Source organism: Microbacterium sp. SORGH_AS_0862, from assembly GCF_030818795.1.
In the GTDB taxonomy this organism is placed as follows: Bacteria; Actinomycetota; Actinomycetes; order Actinomycetales; family Microbacteriaceae; genus Microbacterium.
In genome coordinates this window covers 240,608-256,705 of record NZ_JAUTAY010000001.1, presented here as the reverse complement: position 1 = coordinate 256,705, position 16,098 = coordinate 240,608, and the positions used below count along the sequence as shown (strand labels likewise).

Annotated in this window: 10 protein-coding genes and 2 pseudogenes; 8 read left to right on the top strand and 4 right to left on the bottom strand. The window is 66.6% G+C overall.

The features are described from left to right. Positions 1–2 precede the first annotated feature (2 nt). Together QE377_RS01245 and QE377_RS01235 are read left to right on the top strand one after the other, a co-directional pair. On the top strand, positions 3–1,304 hold the full coding sequence (locus QE377_RS01245; protein ID WP_307318879.1) for an MFS transporter: 1,302 nt from the start codon (positions 3–5) through the stop codon (positions 1,302–1,304). A 62-nt stretch (positions 1,305–1,366) separates the two neighbouring features. Beyond that, positions 1,367–2,852, top strand: a pseudogene (locus QE377_RS01235) (GH1 family beta-glucosidase). Positions 2,853–3,107: 255 nt separating this feature from the next. Here QE377_RS01235 and QE377_RS01230 read toward each other — a convergent pair. Further along, complete coding sequence (locus QE377_RS01230) at positions 3,108–4,007, bottom strand: zinc-binding dehydrogenase (RefSeq protein WP_307318877.1); 900 nt, start codon at positions 4,005–4,007, stop codon at positions 3,108–3,110. A 101-nt stretch (positions 4,008–4,108) separates the two neighbouring features. Here QE377_RS01230 and QE377_RS01225 point away from each other — a divergent pair, with 101 nt between their 5' ends. Next, positions 4,109–4,501 (top strand): helix-turn-helix domain-containing protein, encoded by a 393-nt coding sequence (locus QE377_RS01225; RefSeq protein WP_307318875.1) that lies wholly within the window; start codon positions 4,109–4,111, stop codon positions 4,499–4,501. Between the two features lie 87 nt (positions 4,502–4,588). Here QE377_RS01225 and QE377_RS01220 read toward each other — a convergent pair whose 3' ends face one another. Beyond that, a complete protein-coding gene (locus QE377_RS01220; protein ID WP_307318873.1) occupies positions 4,589–5,161 on the bottom strand; it encodes a TetR/AcrR family transcriptional regulator in 573 nt (190 codons plus the stop codon). A gap of 57 nt (positions 5,162–5,218) precedes the next feature. On the opposite strand from QE377_RS01220, the gene QE377_RS01215 reads away from it, so the two are divergent. After that, the gene (locus QE377_RS01215; RefSeq protein ID WP_307318872.1) at positions 5,219–6,412 is read left to right on the top strand and encodes an FAD-dependent oxidoreductase; all 1,194 of its coding nucleotides are present in this window, start codon (positions 5,219–5,221) and stop codon (positions 6,410–6,412) included. Between the two features lie 19 nt (positions 6,413–6,431). Here QE377_RS01215 and QE377_RS01210 read toward each other — a convergent pair whose 3' ends face one another. Together QE377_RS01210 and trpS are read right to left on the bottom strand one after the other, a co-directional pair. After that, positions 6,432–7,115 (bottom strand): CPBP family intramembrane glutamic endopeptidase, encoded by a 684-nt coding sequence (locus QE377_RS01210; protein ID WP_307318870.1) that lies wholly within the window; start codon positions 7,113–7,115, stop codon positions 6,432–6,434. A 212-nt stretch (positions 7,116–7,327) separates the two neighbouring features. Then, a pseudogene (gene trpS, locus QE377_RS01205) lies at positions 7,328–8,363 on the bottom strand (tryptophan--tRNA ligase). A gap of 257 nt (positions 8,364–8,620) precedes the next feature. Here trpS and mobF point away from each other — a divergent pair. The 4 genes from mobF (at position 8,621) to QE377_RS01185 (ending at position 16,079) form a co-directional block, all read left to right on the top strand. After that, positions 8,621–12,127, top strand: coding sequence for a MobF family relaxase (mobF, locus tag QE377_RS01200; RefSeq protein ID WP_307325808.1), 3,507 nt, complete (start codon positions 8,621–8,623; stop codon positions 12,125–12,127). 164 nt (positions 12,128–12,291) lie between these two features. Beyond that, positions 12,292–12,645 carry a sulfate permease gene (locus QE377_RS01195; protein WP_307318868.1) on the top strand — a complete coding sequence of 118 codons (354 nt, stop codon included), beginning with the start codon at positions 12,292–12,294 and terminating at the stop codon, positions 12,643–12,645. 150 nt (positions 12,646–12,795) lie between these two features. Continuing rightward, positions 12,796–13,977: a tyrosine-type recombinase/integrase gene (locus QE377_RS01190; RefSeq protein WP_307318866.1), complete on the top strand. Its 1,182-nt coding sequence runs from the start codon at positions 12,796–12,798 to the stop codon at positions 13,975–13,977. 107 nt (positions 13,978–14,084) lie between these two features. Further along, positions 14,085–16,079, top strand: coding sequence for an ATP-binding protein (locus QE377_RS01185; protein WP_307318864.1), 1,995 nt, complete (start codon positions 14,085–14,087; stop codon positions 16,077–16,079). The last annotated feature ends 19 nt before the right edge of the window (positions 16,080–16,098 follow it).

The following is a 16,098-nucleotide window of genomic DNA, read 5'->3' as shown; positions in this document are numbered from 1 at the left end:
CGATGATGTTTTCCGCCACACCCGCACCGACGCCCGCGCCTCGAGCAGCCACCGACACCTCCTCTCCGTTGCCGGAGGACGCGCCTGGCGTCCGGCAACCACGTCTGTTCCTGCCGCTGTTCATCTTGGCGTGGTTCGGCGTCACCTTCGCCCTGGGCACGATCAGCGGAGCGTCGATACCCAAAGCCCTTGCCTACCTCGACGACGCCGGCAAGGCCACGAACCTGTCCGTGATCGCCGCGATCGGTGGGGTCGTAATCATCGTGACGACGCCGCTGTTCGGACGGCTCTCCGACCGGACGATCTCGCGAGCCGGAATGCGTAAGCCCTGGTTGGTCGGCGGCACCCTCGTGGCGGTCGTCGGGGTCGTCATCCTCTCCACCACACAGGGGGTGGCGTGGACGATCATCGGGTGGGTGACGGTGCAGACCGGATTCAGCGCCACCAACATGGTTATCCACGCCCTCCTCGCCGATCAGATTTCGGCCCGCATCCGTGCGCGCGTCGCCGCTGCCGCGGGGGTGGCCACCGGGCTCGGGCTGATCATCGGCGCGCAGGTCATGGCGATGCTGCCGAACGACGCCCAATGGACGTGGTTCGCGATCCCCGGGCTTGTCGGCGCGTTGCTCAGTCTGATGATGATCTTCAGCTTCCGCGATATCGTCCGCACCGAGCGCGCTCCCCGCATGCGGTGGGCGGACGTGGTCTCCACGTACTGGCTGAACCCGCTGCGGTATCGCGACTTCTTCTGGGCGTGGGCATGCCGGTTCCTGGTAACAATGTCCATCACCGCCATCTCCACCTACCTGCTCTTCCTCATCCTCGACCGCCTGGACATCCCCATTGAGGACGCCTCCGGTGTGCAGGCGATGGCACTTCTCATTTTCAGCGTTGGCAACATCGTCACCGCGATCCTGTTCGGCTGGATCTCCGACCGCACCGGCCGACGCAAGATGATCGTCCTCGCCTCGAGTCTGTTGAGTGCAGCGGGGCTGGCGATCGCAATGATCGCCCCTGACGTCGGCGTTTTTCTCCTTGGCATCGGGATCGTCGGAGCCGCTCAGGGTGCCTACGTCTCGGTCGATGTCGCCCTGATGACCGAGGTGCTGCCCAGTTTCGCCGAGGCAGGCAAAGACCTCGGAATCGTCGCCCTGTCCTACCAGATCCCGCAACTCCTGATCCCCATTCTGGCTCTACCTCTCCTCGCTGCAGCGGGGGGCAGTTACGACCTGTTCTTCATCGCCGCGATCGTCCTGGCGATCGCCGGCGGGCTCGCTGTCATCCCTATCCGATCCGTCCGCTGAGTCGGGTGTGCAGATAGCGCCTCAACTCAGGTAGCACTGCCGTCGATGAAAGGAAGAACACCATGACCATTCCTGCGACCGGTCGATTCCCAAGCGACTTTCTCTTCGGTGTAGCCACCGCCGCTTACCAGATCGAAGGTGCCGCCCACGAGGACGGCAGAATGGACTCCATTTGGGACACCTTCGCACGACTCCCCGGAGCTGTTCTCGAAGGAGCCACCGGAGACGTCGCCTGCGACCACTATCACCGCTACCGAGAGGACGTCGCGCTCATGGCCGACCTCGGAGTGAACGCGTACCGGTTCTCCACCTCCTGGGCCCGAGTGTGCCCCGACGGCACCACCCCCAACCCGCGAGGGATCGACTTCTACAAACGCCTCGTCGACGAACTCTCTGCCTCGAGGCATCACGCCGTGGGTCACCCTCTACCATTGGGATCTCCCGCAGACACTCCAAGACCGGGGCGGGTGGACCAGCCGCGACACCGTCGACGCGTTCACCGCCTATGCCTTGACGCTGCAAGACGCGCTCGGCGACAGAGTGGAGCACTGGACCACACTGAACGAACCCCAGTGTTCCGCCTTCGTCGGCCATGTCGCCGGCCAGCATGCTCCGGGCCATACCTCCGTCAGCGAGGGCCTCCTCGCCGCTCACCACCTTCTCCTCGCCCACGGGCGCACCGTCCGAGCGCTTCGAGACCGGGACGACACCCTGCGGCTGGGCATCACCCTCAATCTGACGGTGGCCGACCCGGTCGACCCCGACAGCACGGCCGACCTCGCCGCCACCAGACGATTCGAAGGCCAGTTCAACCGCTGGTTCCTCGATCCGCTCTTCCGGCGCCGTTATCCGAGTGACATCTGGAACGACATCGCCGCCGCGGCTCCCACCGCCATCGACGAGCTCACCGCGGCGATCCACAACACCGATCTGGAAGAGATCGCCGCGCCTCTCGACGTGCTGGGCGTCAATTACTACCAGGGAGCTTTCGTCAGCGGTCACCCCGCGTCCTCGCCGCCGCCTAGCGGAGACGCTCCCACGACGCGGCCCACAGCCTCCGCCTGGCCGGCAGGCGACGGAATCTACCTCCACGATCGCGGACTCCCGCGCACCGGAATGAACTGGGAGGTGAACCCCTCGCTGCTCACCCGCCTACTGAGCGACCTCCACACCAACTACACCGCTGCGCCCGGCACCCGGCTCGTCGTCACAGAGAACGGGGCGGCTTACCCCGACACTCTTACCCGCGACCATGGTGACGTCCGCGTCCTCGATCACGACCGGGCTCGCTTCCTCCGCGGGCACGTCGATGCCACGGCCGCCGCGATCGCGGCCGGCGTCGACGTCGCCGGTTACTTCGCATGGACCCTGCTGGACAACTTCGAATGGGCCTGGGGGTACACCCAACGATTCGGACTCATCCACGTCGACCACGACACCCAGCAACGAACCCTCAAAGACAGCGCCCGTGTCTACCGCGGCATTGTCGCCGACGAACGCCGGCGGGCGACGCGGAACACCGGGGGAGCCGTCGGACAGCATCGATAGGTCTGGTCCAGACGGCCCAGCCCCACCAGAGAGCAGTAGATGGAGGGGGTGAGGTCCCGCCGGATGCACGCCGGGAGCGGGGCGGACAGGCCCGCAACGAGGACCCGGCCCACCTCGCCGCGGATGCGTCGCAGATCGATCCAACGTATGTGAGGTGTGGCTCGGGATGCCATGGACCCCGACACGTCGGGCGCGTCGGGGGCCATGGGTGGGGGCCGCCTTGGTAGCTTCCGCTCTAGGCAGGCCGCGTCGTCCTCACGCGATGGCGGTGAGCAGGACCTTACCGCGGACGCCGCTCGCCGACATCCGCTCCATAGCCGTCTGAGCGTCGGTGAGCGGCCAGCGGCTGTCGATGTCGAGCTGAAGCGTGCCCTGCTCGACCAGCCGAAGCAGGACGCCGAGATCGTCGGCATCCTGCAAGGGGTCCTGCACGTAGGAGAAGTAGGTCGAGATCGAAACTCCTTCGTGGCCGACGAAGTCGTAGATGGACAGGGCAGTCGGCTCTGCGCTGCCCGATCCGAACCACACCACTTTGCCCCCGGGGCGGAGGGACCCGACGACGGCACGGAGCGTGTCGCCCCCGATGGCATCCAGCGCCGCATCGAATGCGCCACCGTCGCCGAGGTCGCTGACGAAGCCGCTTTCAGACTCTCCCGAACCCGGCGCGCGAACGAGCCCGGTGACATCGGCGCCGCCGAGGCGGGCGAGCTGCACCTGCAGAGATCCGACCCCGCCGCGAGGCCCCGTGACGAGAACCTTCGCGCCCAGAATGCTTCCCAGGCTTCGGACGGTTCGCAACGCCGTCAGACCGGCCATCGGCAATGCCGCGGCTGTCTCCAACTCCACGTTCACGGGGACTTCGGCCAAGCGAGATGCACGCACGGCGACGCGCTCGGACCACGCCCCCTGTTCGGCGAGCCCGACGACTCGGGTGCCTCTCGCCGGCCCCGATCCGTCCTGCGCGGCCGCGGCGACGACACCCGCCACGTCCTGCCCGGGGCGCCACCCCTCTCCGCGCATCGCGATGAGGGCGAGCTCGCCCCTGTTGACGCTGCTCGCCAGCACCTCGACCACCGCCTCATCGGGCGCGGGTACGGGCTCGGGCACCTCGCGTGCGGTGAGACGACGATCGGCTGCGACCTGAACACTGAGCATGTTTCCTCCTTCTGTGGGAACGGGACTCATGCCAGCGTGCGCCTTGCGCATTCATCTCGAAAGTAGGTACCAAAAAGTGCGTTAGATGCCAAAATGGCAGCATGACGACCCGTACCGCCGCCCAACGCCGCGACGAAGCTCGTGCGGAGTTCGAGAGCTTCCTCGCGGAATGCCCCTCGCGCGAGATCCTGCAGACGATCGCCAGCAAGTGGACCTGTCTCGTGCTGGCCTCGCTCGCGGACGGGAGCATGAGGTACAACGCGCTCGCGCGCCGCATCGCGGGCATCAGCCCGAGGATGCTGACTCAAACCCTTCGTACCCTCGAGCGAGACGGCCTCATCTCCCGTGACGTCACGCTGGCGGTGCCCATCGAGGTGAGGTACTCGCTCACCGAACTCGGCACCGGACTGCTCGGAGTCGTGCTGCAACTCAAGACATGGGCGGAAACGCACGTCGCGGCCGTGCGCGCCGCTCGAGTCAGCTATCGGGAGTGAGCACTCCCGAGGCGTGATCCGCCGGCCGCTCGTGGGTTCGCACGCCCGCGGATGCGTGGCGTGATCCGTGACGCGGACGATCGGCGGTCACGGTGCGTCCAGCACGGCCTGCAGAGCGAGGGCGAGTCGATGCTCCACTGCGTCGTCGTCGGCATCGACGAGAGGCGGCAGCTGAACGACGTAGCGGCTGAACGCGAAGCCGATGATCAGCGAGCTGACCATGCCCGCCCGCAGCGCGGCATCCTGTCCGCCGGGGGGAAGGAAGGGACGCACCTGGCTCTCGAAGATCGAGCGCACGCGGGCCGCGGCCTGAGGATCGTGTGCGGACGCGCGCAGCAGGATGCGCAGTGCCCGGCCCGGGTTCTCGCTGCCCCACAGCTCGATGGCGTGACGAGCGAGGGCTGCCCCGAGATCGCGCGCCTCGACGGCTTCGGCGTGGGGGATGTCGATCGTCGGCGTGGTCGCTTCGACGAACAGGCGTTCCTTGCTGGCGAAGTAGCGCACCACCATCGCGGGATCGATCCCGGCGTCGGTGGCGATCGCGCGGATGGTGGTGCGTTCGAAGCCATCGGCTTCGAAGCGGCCGGCGGCTGCGCGGAGGATCGCGTCGCGTGAGCGTCGGCCTTTGGCGGTGAGCGCGGGTCTGTCGTCGGTGGGCACGACCCCAATTTAGCAACAAGCGTTGACTTTCGCGGGGGCGTCTGGGATTGTCAACGCATGGTGACTTCTACTCCTCCCCAGGTCGACGTTCTGATCGTCGGCGCAGGTGCCGTCGGTTTGACCGCGGCCGTCGCTCTCCGTCGACGCGGTGTCCGCGTCCGAATCGTCGACGCCGCACTCGCGGGGGCCACGACGTCGCGGGCTGCGGTGATCCATGCCCGGACCCTGGAGGTCCTCGACGAGATCGGGGTCGCCGCGCGGATCCTCGACGAGGGCGTGGTCGTGCCGGACTTCACCGTCCGCGAGCGCGCGCGGACGCTGGCGCACATCGATTTCCGCGGCCTCCGCACGCCGTACCCGTTCACCCTGATGCTGTCCCAGGCACGTACCGAGGAGATCCTCGACGCCGCGCTCATCGGCCACGGCTGCCGAGTGGAGAGAGATGTCGAGTTCGTCTCGTTCGCCGCCCCGGGGCCGGGGGAGCGCGCGCTGCTTCGTCATCGCGACGGAACCCTCGAGACGGTCGCCGCTCGATTCGTGATCGGTGCGGACGGGCTGAGAAGCCGCGTCCGCCAGGAGCGGGCCATCGCCTTCGACGGGGACGAGTACGAGGCATCCTTCGTCTTGGCGGATGTCTCGCTGAGCTGGCCGCTTCCGGCTGCGGAGGTTCAACTGTTCTTCGGGGAGCGCGGCCTCGTCGTCATCGCCCCCCTCCCGGGTGGGCGGCACCGCATCGTCGCCACGATGGACGACGCCCCGGCGCAGCCGACCGTCGCCGACGTGCAGCGCATCCTCGACGACCGCGGACCGGGTGAAGCCGTCGTCCACTCGGTCGTCTGGAGCTCACGTTTCCGTGTGGCGCACCGGCTCGCGGCGAGGTTTCGGGACGGGAACGTCTTCCTCGCCGGTGATGCCGCCCATGTGCACAGCCCGGCGGGCGGTCAGGGGATGAATCTCGGGATTCAGGATGCCGTGGCTCTTGCCGCGTTGCTCGCCGATGTTCTGGTGGGCAGCCGCGCCGACGAAGACCTCGCCGAGTACGAGCGCACGCGACGAGCCGCGGCGCGGCGCGTGATCGCACTGACCGACCGGATGACGAGGCTCGCAACTCTCCGCAGCCCGATCCTCCGATCGGTTCGCAACGCCGTGATCGGCGTACTTCTGCGCTCGCCCCGCCGTCAGACCGCCCTCGCGCGACGGATCGCCCAGCTCGATGGGCCCGTCGAGGCCGCCCCACCTCGACGGGGGTGAACGTCCCGGGCCGTCGCGTTCACGAGAGCGCACTCGAGAGCGCCGGGAGGCCGAGGCCGATCACATCGAATGCCCAGTGCCCGAGGATGAGCGCACCGAGCGTGACGCCGCGGGTTCGCATGATGCCCAGGGCGAGGCCCGCCACTCCCGTGGCGATCACCCGGACGACGGCCTCGCCCGGGCTGGTCGCCGACAGTGGCGCGTGCTGGAGGCCGAACGCCACGGCGCAGACCACGACGGCCACCCCGGGATGCCATGCGGCGGTCAACCGCTCGGGTGCCCAGCCGCGGTAGAGCAACTCCTCGGCGAGGGCGACCGTCACCGGCATTACCAGCAGAGACCACAACCCGAGCCACAACGGCACATCAACACCGGAAGGTGACGCGGGCGGAGGGCCGGCGAAGACGAGCGCATTCCCGACCAGCGTCCCGAGGCCGAGGCTCACGAAGAGCACGAACATCGTCACCCCGGCGAGAGGGATGTCTCGCCGCGCGACGAAGCGTCCGACGAAGCGGCGCACACTCCCGTGACTCTTGCGGATCAACCGCCCTGTCACGACGATAGTCGCGATGTCGACACCGACGATGACGACGTTCAGGAAGATACCGGCCCCCGCGGGAATCAGCAGCACCGCCGCCACGGACAGGACGGCACCCCGGGCGAGAAGGAGAAGGAGAACACCGGCGATCGCGCGGTTGCTCATCGTGGCTTCCTTTCCATCGAGGACGAAGACGAGGGGGGGAGCCCGGTGAGTAGAAACCGCGTCGCGGTGGCTCCCCTCCTTCCACTGTGCGCAATCGAAATCTTTCGATACAACGGTCGCGGCGAGGACGCGTCGAACGCGCGTCGGTCACCTCGGCTCTCGAGCTCCGAGCCCGCGAAGCGCGACGGAGCCCCGCGACGTCTGACGCGCGATCAGTAGATCATCCCCATCGCGGTTCGCACCTGCACGAGCGTCGCGGCGGCGATGTCTCGTGCCCGTTCGGCACCTTCACGCAGGACCTCCTTCGCATCCTCCGTCGTCAGCGTCGTCAGACGCCCACGATGCTCGGCGAGGAACTCGTTGACGGCCTCCGTGGTGAGGTGCTTCAGCGCGCCGGCGCCGGACGCTCCCAGGTCGTCGGCGATGCTCTGCGGGGTTCGTCCGAGAACGGCCGCGGCCGTTGCCAGCAGGCCGGACACGCCCGGCCGATTCTCCGGGTCGTAGGTGATGGCGCGCTCGGAGTCGGTGCGGGCGCGCTTGATGATCGCGGCGGTCTCATCGGCCGTCATGCTCAAAGCGATGGAGTTGCCGTAGCTCTTCGACATCTTCCGCCCGTCGAGACCCAGGAGCTCGGGGGCGTCCGTGAGGAGCGCGGCCGGCTCGGGAAACACGTGTCCGTATCGTTCGTTGAATCGACGCGCAATGACGCGGGCGACTTCGACGTGCGGCAGATTGTCCTTTCCTACCGGAACGAGGTTGCCCTTGCAGAACAGGATGTCGGCGGCTTGGTGCACGGGGTAGGTGAGAAGGAGCCCGCTCAGTGCGCGACCGGAAGCGGCCAGCTCCGCTTTGACGGTGGGATTCCGATGCAGTTCGGCCTCGGTCACCATGCTGAGGAACGGCAGCAAGAGCTGATGGAGGGCCGGTACCGCGGAGTGCGCGAAGATCGTCGTAGTTCTCGGGTCCAGGCCTGCAGCGAGATAGTCGAGGACGGCCCCGTAGACGTTCTCCCGGACGTTGCCTGCCGCGTCTCGGTCGGTGATCACCTGGTAGTCGGCCAGGACCACGAAGGTCTCGACCCCCGACCGCCTGCAGCCGGACGCGCTCCTGGACGGTTCCGAAGTAGTGGCCGAGGTGGAGCCGTCCCGTGGGTCGCTCCCCGGTCAGAACGCGAAAACGCTCGGGGTGCTCGGCGATCTTGATCCGAAGCTCCGGCATACGGGCTGCGGTCGTGGTGAATGAGTCCATCTCTGCTCCTCAATCGGGGGAGCTGCACCGACCGTCGAGGCGCGGGGACTCGCGGGCTGTCGTGCAGCCCGCGCGTGAATACGTTACGGCTGCTCGTGCAGCCACCACCAGGACGAAACGGCGAAACGCATACGACAGAGCTTACAGAGGCACCGGACACGCGCGGACCTCGCGATTGATCCTTCGGATCTGCCATCGGCGCGTGCAAATCATGGGGAGTCACGTACCTGATCTGTGTGACGGTCTCCATCCGTGTGATGACAGCGGGTCAGGGCTACCGCTACTTACTGAGGTCTGTTGTCACAGGGGATCATCACAGTGATGCCGCGGCGGCGATCTCGCGCTACTACGCAGAACCCGGGACGCCGCCAGGCATATGGATCGGAAGGGGCCTGATCGGACTGAACACGTTGAGGCAAGGTGACGAGGTGTCCGAGCAGCAACTGCGACGGATGATCGGTCACGGTCAGCATCCGGACACGGGAGAGGTGCTCGGGCGCCCATACCGACGGTTCGCGACCCCCGCGCAACGAATTGAACGACGCGTGGAGCTGCTGCCGAAGCACATCGCTGAGGCTGAGCGTGCCGCACAGGTCGCAGCGATTACCGCGGAAGAAGCCCGCAAGCCCACCGTTTCCCCCGTAGCGGGCTTCGATCTCACCTTCTCCGCGCCCAAGTCCGTCTCCACGCTTTGGGCCCTCAGCGACGCGGGCACCCAGGCACTCATCGCTGAGGCTCACCATCAGGCGATGACCGACGTTCTCGACATTGTCGAACGCGACGTGGCGATGACGAGGATCGGGACGGAGGGCCTACGCGGCGCGGTCGCGCAGGTCGAGGTCCGTGGCGTGGTTGCCGCGGCCTACGACCACTACGACTCGCGAGCGTCGGATCCGCAGCTGCACACCCATGTCGTCATCGCCAACCGGGTCCAGGGCGTCCATGACGGCAAATGGCGCACCCTCGACTCCCGGGCGCTGCACGCCGCGGTCACGGGGTTGTCAGAGCACTACAACGCCGTGCTCTCCGACCATCTGACCCGCCTTCTCGCCGTGTCCTGGGAGGAGCGCGAGCGCGAGACCGGACGGATGGCCCGGTGGGAAGTCGCGGGCGTGCCGCAGACGCTGATGGATGTGTTCTCCTCGCGCACGAAGGACATCGAACAGGTCAAGCAGCGACTGGTGGACGAGTACGCGGCAAAGCACGGGCGTCAACCGTCCCGGACGCAGCTGTGGCAGATCCGCCAGCAGGCGACATTGGAGACACGGCCGCCGAAAGAGCTGCGTTCACTCCACGACCTGACCCGGCAGTGGCGGGACCAGGCCACCCAAGTGCTGGGCACGGACGCGGTGGCATGGGCGCGAGACCTTGTGGAGACCGGGGCGAGCGAGCCGCTGCTGCGCGCGGACGACATCTCGCTTGACTGTGTCGACGAGCTAGCTGCTGAGGTCGTCGCGCAAGTCGCGCAGCGTCGGGCGACGTGGCGTCGGTGGAACCTCCACGCTGAGGCCGTGCGCCAGACGATGCCGTATCGGCTCGCGTCCCCGGCGGACCGCGATGCGCTCGTCTCGCTGATCGTCGATGCTGCGGAGGCGGCGTCGCTGCGCTTGACACCGCCCGAGCTGGCCACCAGCCCGCGCGAGTTCCAGCGCGCCGACGGGTCGAGCGTGTTCCGCCCGAAGGCGTCTACTGTGTACTCGTCCGAGACCGTTCTCGCCGCCGAAGACCGCCTCCGAGAGGCCGCGGCGCGACGAGAGGCGCCCACCGTCGACCTGGACCTGATAGCCCGGGCCGCACGTCCGCGCATGCCCGGTCAGCGCGCACTCGGTGCCGATCAGCAGGACGCGATCGGGAAGGTCGCGGTGTCGGGGCGTGTCCTCGACGTGCTGGTGGGCCCGGCCGGCACGGGCAAGACCACAACGCTGCGAGCGCTGCGCCGAGCATGGGAGTCCCGGCATGGCGACGGGTCTGTTGTTGGGCTTGCTCCGTCCGCTGCCGCCGCCGCGGTGCTTGGTGAAGAGCTCGACGTGCAGACCGAGAACACCGCCAAATGGCTGCACGAGCACACCCGGGGGCGGTGGGATCTGCGGGCCGGGCAGCTGGTCATGATCGACGAGGCATCCCTGGTCGGCACGTTCGCGCTGGACCGCATCACCGCGCACGCCAGCCAGATCGGAGCGAAGGTGCTGCTCGTCGGCGACCACGCCCAGCTGCAGGGCGTAGACGCCGGCGGCGCATTCGGCATGCTGGTGCGCGACCGGGACGACGCCCCGGAACTGTCCGACGTGCGCCGCTTCCGCAACGACTGGGAGAAGCACGCCTCCCTGCAGCTCCGGCTAGGGAACGCCGACGCCATCGACGCGTACTTTGACCACGACCGGGTCGCCGGCGGTGAACACGACGAGATGCTCGACACCGCCTACCAGGCGTGGTCGAGAGACTTGCGCGCGGGAAGAACGTCGGTGCTGATCGCGGAGACGACCGAGACAGTCACAGATCTCAACGAGCGAGCGCACTCGGACCGCATCCTCGCCGGGCACGTCGCGGACGGCGGAGTGCGACTGCACGACGGGACCCGCGCGGCGACCGGTGACGTCGTCGTCACAAGGCGGAACGATCGTCGCCTCGCACTCGGGCGCGGATGGGTCAAGAACAACGACCGGTGGATCGTCACCGACACCCACGATGACGGTTCACTCACGGTCCGCCGGGAAAGGTCGAGGTGGCGCAGCACGATCACCCTTCCCGCCGGCTACGCCGCCGAGCACGTCGACCTCGGATACGCGATCACCGCTCACCGCGCCCAAGGCGCCACCGTCGACACCGCACACGCGCTGGTCGCCAGCCCTCAGATGACACGCGAGGCTCTCTACGTCGCCCTCACCCGCGGGCGAGATGCGAACAGCGCCTACGTCGTCACCGACCAGCACCACCTCGAGCAGCACCAGCACCGCGACGACCTGCAGAAAACGGCCCGGTCCATCCTCTACGGCATCCTCCAGCACACCGGCGCCGAGCTCTCCGCCTATGAGACCATCACCGCCGAGCAGGACGAGTGGGCATCGATCCGCCAACTCGCCGCCGAATACGAGACCATCGCGCAATCCGCCCAGCACGACCGGTGGCTCGGCCTCCTGCGCACAGGCGGCCTCGACGACACCGCGATCGATGAGCTCGTCAGCTCCGAGGCATACGGTGTCCTCAGCACCGAACTGCGCCGCCTCAACGCCGAAGGACACGACGTCGACACCCTGCTGCCACAGGTCGTCCAGGCGGGCAACCTCGACGACGTCGACGATCTCGGCTCGCTCCTGCGATACCGGATGCAGAAAGTCACGAGCCGGTTCACACCATCCACTCGGCGGCGGCAGCTCATCGCCGGCATTATCCCCAAAGCCAGCGGGCACATGGATCCCGAGATGGCACGAGCGCTCACCGAACGCGAGAAACTCATCACCGAACGTGCCGTCGCACTCGCCCATCAAGCCGCGGGGGAGGGGAACTCATGGGCGACCCGCGCGCTCCCGCCCGGAGCCGACGCGATCTCCGGAGACTTCCTCGAGCGGTTAACGGTGGTTGCGGCCTACCGCGACCGGTACGGGGTCACCGGCCCGGACCCTCTCGGCGCCGTCCCGGATGCCGACGCTCAACGCGTGGACTACGAACGCGCCCGCGCCGCGCTCATTGCGCTCCGTGACGCGCACGACGCGCCACCCGACTCCGCAGCCCCATCCCGCCGGGGTCCCGTGCGGGACGCGCGCTGACAGCCCGCGCCCTTCCGGTCGTCAGCAGACCGGCGTAGCCTGGGGGCAGCGGCAGGACAATCGTTGGCCGACCCCGTTCCGGCGGGCGACTCAGACCCCTTGGGGACCTCAAAGCTCAGGACCACGCCGCACCAACCGTGTTGGCCTGAAAGCGAGGACCCCTGATGCTCATCCGCACCCTCTGGACACTTAGCGTCCGTACGCGCACCTTCCTGCGCCGATGGATGCCCACCAACATCCTGCTAGACCGACTCCGTACTAGACGTGGTCTCAAGTGGGGCGTTCCCGCTATGGGGCTCGGCATCGTCTACTTCTTCGGCGCCGCGGTGAGCATCGCGCTCATCAACGGAGGCTGGTCGCCGTGGCTCTACGTCGTCTTCGCCATGTGTTTGTGGAATGCGCTGAAGTTCGTTCTCTTCGGCCCGATCAGCCTGCTGCTCCTGGCGAGGGCGCGTGTCCATGAACACCAAGCGAGACGTAACCTCCGACGACCGTCCTCGGAGACAGCGGAAGCGTAGCTCGCGCCCGGCGATCGAGCGCGTGGGCCGCGATCGACGATGATCGGCAGACTGGAGGGATGCCTTCTCCACACCGCATCCGCCGTCACCGCGTCGTAGCTTCGCCGAACCGGACTCACGTTCACGCGAAGACGGGGGAGCGCTCGCTTCGTGGCTAGACCTCGCACCCCGATCGGCACCTACGGCACCATCTCCATCCGACGTCAGCCCAGCGGGCGATACGCGGCGCGCACCCGCTACCGCGACTGGGACGGCAAGAGCCGAGAGGTCCAATCCACCGCCACTACGAGGCCCGCCGCGGAACGCGCGCTGAAGAAGAAGCTCGCCGATCGCTCGCTATTCCACCCCGGTTTCACCGGGATGAGCGCCGACAGCGCGTTCACCGCGCTGGTCGGATACTGGCTGGAGGACATGGAACTCGAAGACCGCCTCTCCCGCACGACACGGCAACTCTACGAGCGGAACATGCGTACCCTCGTGCTGCCGTTCTTCCGGGACGTCACCCTCCGCGAGATCGGCGTGGCCCGCTGCGACTACTTCCTCAAGCAACTCGCGAAGCAGAGCTACAACCGCGCACGCCAAGCCCGCGTCGTTCTCCGTCTCGCCCTCGGACTTGCCGTCCGCCACGAGATCCTCCCGCGCAATCCCATGGACCACGTCTCGCGTCTGCGGAGACCCACGCGCAGTCCCGACGTGTTCACCTGGGACGAGATCACCGCCATCCGCGCCGCGATCCGCGACTGGGAGAACCGGCCCATCCTCGCCGGTCCCCGCCCCGACGGACAGCTCGGTCAGATCGTCGAGGTCATGCTCGGTACGTCCGCCCGTATCGGCGAGGTCCTCGCGATCCGCGTCGCTGACCTCGACCTCGACGCACCCGTTCCGATGGTCCGCCTAGCCGGGACGATCGTCAGCCGCAAAGGTGAGCCCACACATCGGCAGGATCATCCGAAGACCGCACGTTCGGTCCGCCGCGTCGCTCTCCCCGGGTTCGCACTTCGCGCGGTCCGCGCTCGGGTCCGCGGCCTGCGCTTCGCCCGCCCGGAGACGCTGTTGTTCGCTACACGCGTCGGAACACCGCACACGACGAACAACGTCCGCCGCCAGCTCCGCGACGTCATGGACCAAGCCGGCATCGAGGACGTCACCCCACATCGGTTTCGCCGCACCGCCGCCACCGCGATCAACGACATCGGAGGGCTCCAGCTCGCCTCAGAGCTCCTCGGCCACAGCGACCCCGCGATCACCCGCGAGCACTACATCCGCCGCAACGAGACCGTGAACCCCGCCACCGCCGATTTCCTCGAGCAAGCCTTCGGGAGAGCGGGCTGACTAGAACGCCTTCCGCGAGTCGACATGGTTTGGCCTCCCCGGCCAAGCCATGCGTCTCCGCGGCCCATGACCGTGTGATGGGGGATGCCGTCGCTACGATGACGCGTATGGCCCCAGCGACCCAACGCTCGTTCGAGATCACTGTTCTAGGTAGGACCCTCGAGCATCTCGGCACTCAGATGTACAAGCGTCGCGATGTCGCAATTGCTGAGTTGGTCGCCAACGCGTGGGACGCGGGAGCCACGGAAGTACAGATCCAAGTTCCCCAGGCGTCCGTGTACAACCTCGAGACGAGCGTCATTTCCGTCACCGACAACGGTATGGGAATGTCTGCCGACCAGGTCGATGAGGACTACCTCGTCATCGGACGCAACAGGCGGGCAGATGGCCAAGAAGCGCCCGCAGGCCGATCCATCATGGGGCGTAAGGGAGTCGGCAAGCTCGCGGGCTTCGGACTAGGTCGCACTATGAGCATTCTCACTTGGCGCGACGGTGTCGCGACTTCGGTCGACCTGGACGGCAAGAAGCTGAAAGCTGAGGGAGGTCAGAGCAAGAAACTCGAACTCTTGGGAACAGTCGGCGACGTACCATCGGACCTGCCGTATAGCAGCGGTACGCGGATTTCGATGAAGGCACTGAAGCACAAGACTCCTCCTGATGTCGCAGGCCTCCATCAAGCGCTCGCTCGTAGATTCAGCAGAACCGTTGTCGGCAAGATGCGTATCGCGATCAACGGCGAAGATCTCCGCCAGCCCACTTTGAGCCTCACCCTTCGCGAGCCCATCAGCGGCGAGCAGGAGGTCACCCTCGACGACGGCAATAAGGTCACCTGGTGGGCCGGGTTTTCGTCCACGGTTCTGGCCACTGAGCTTCAAGGCTTCACGGTTCTCGTGAACGGCAAGACCGCACAGGCTCCGCCATACTTCTTCGGGGTCGAGGGCACCGCAAGCGGACAGCACGGTACGAAGTACCTCACCGGAGTCATCGAAGCCGACTTCCTCGACGAGGGAGTGGACGACGACTCGGATCGCATCTCCACGGATCGTCAAGAAATCGACTGGGATGACGAGAGCACGCTCGCCTTCAAGGCATGGGGAGAAGCACTCACACGTCGACTCCTCCGCGAGCGAACCAAAGCCCGAGGGGAGCAAGCTGAGAAAGCGGTGCTGAGCGACGAGACACTCGCCCTCCGCCTGAACCAACTCGATAAGCCGTCGCGGGACAAGGCGAAGAAGTTCATACACTCCCTCGGAAGCTCCGATACGCCTCCGGAGAAGATCCTTCCCCTCGCCGACACGATCATCCAAGCGTTCGAGTACCGCCAGTTCCACGACTACATTTCTGAGCTCGATGACGCTTCGGAAGACCCCGAACAGTTCGCAAAAGCCGTCTCGTACATTCATGGGTGGCGCATGCTTGAAAGTCGCGCCCTCCTCGAGGTGATCAAGGGGCGAATCGAAATCGTTCAGAAGTTCTTCGGGATGATCGTGAACAACGCCGCAGAGACGGCGCATATCACCGGTCAAGACAACATGCATGACCTCGTAGCGCGATACCCATGGCTTCTCAATCCAGACTGGCAGGTCCTGTCGGAGGAGACAACGATCAGCAAGCAGCTCCGCGAGTGGGGAGCTGAGGATTCGCCCGCGCGGGATGACACAAGGTACGACTTCCTCGCTCTCTCGGGAGACGGTCAAACCGTGGTGATCGAAATCAAGCGAAGCGAACACCCCGCAACACTCGAGGACCTTCAGCAACTCGAGCGCTACGTCAACAAGCTCGGACAAGCTCGCTCCGATGTTCGGGGAGCCTTCATCACGGGCAAGCACTACGCCATGACACCGACCACGCTCGAAACCTGGCAACGGCGCACCGACATCGAGCTGCTCACTTGGGGCGATGTCCACGCTCGCACCGCGAAGCACTACGAGAACTACCAGGCCATCCTCGAGGGTGATCTTTCTGCCGACTCGTTCTCAAGACGTGCTCGCGAGGTCGCGATGACTCGGGAAGTCCTTCAGCAGGGCACCTCCTACCGTCAGCGCTCAGAACGCCGAGAAGGGATAGGACCGCAGGACAACGACTTCGGAGCTGATTATTGACTCATAAAACACAGTCAGA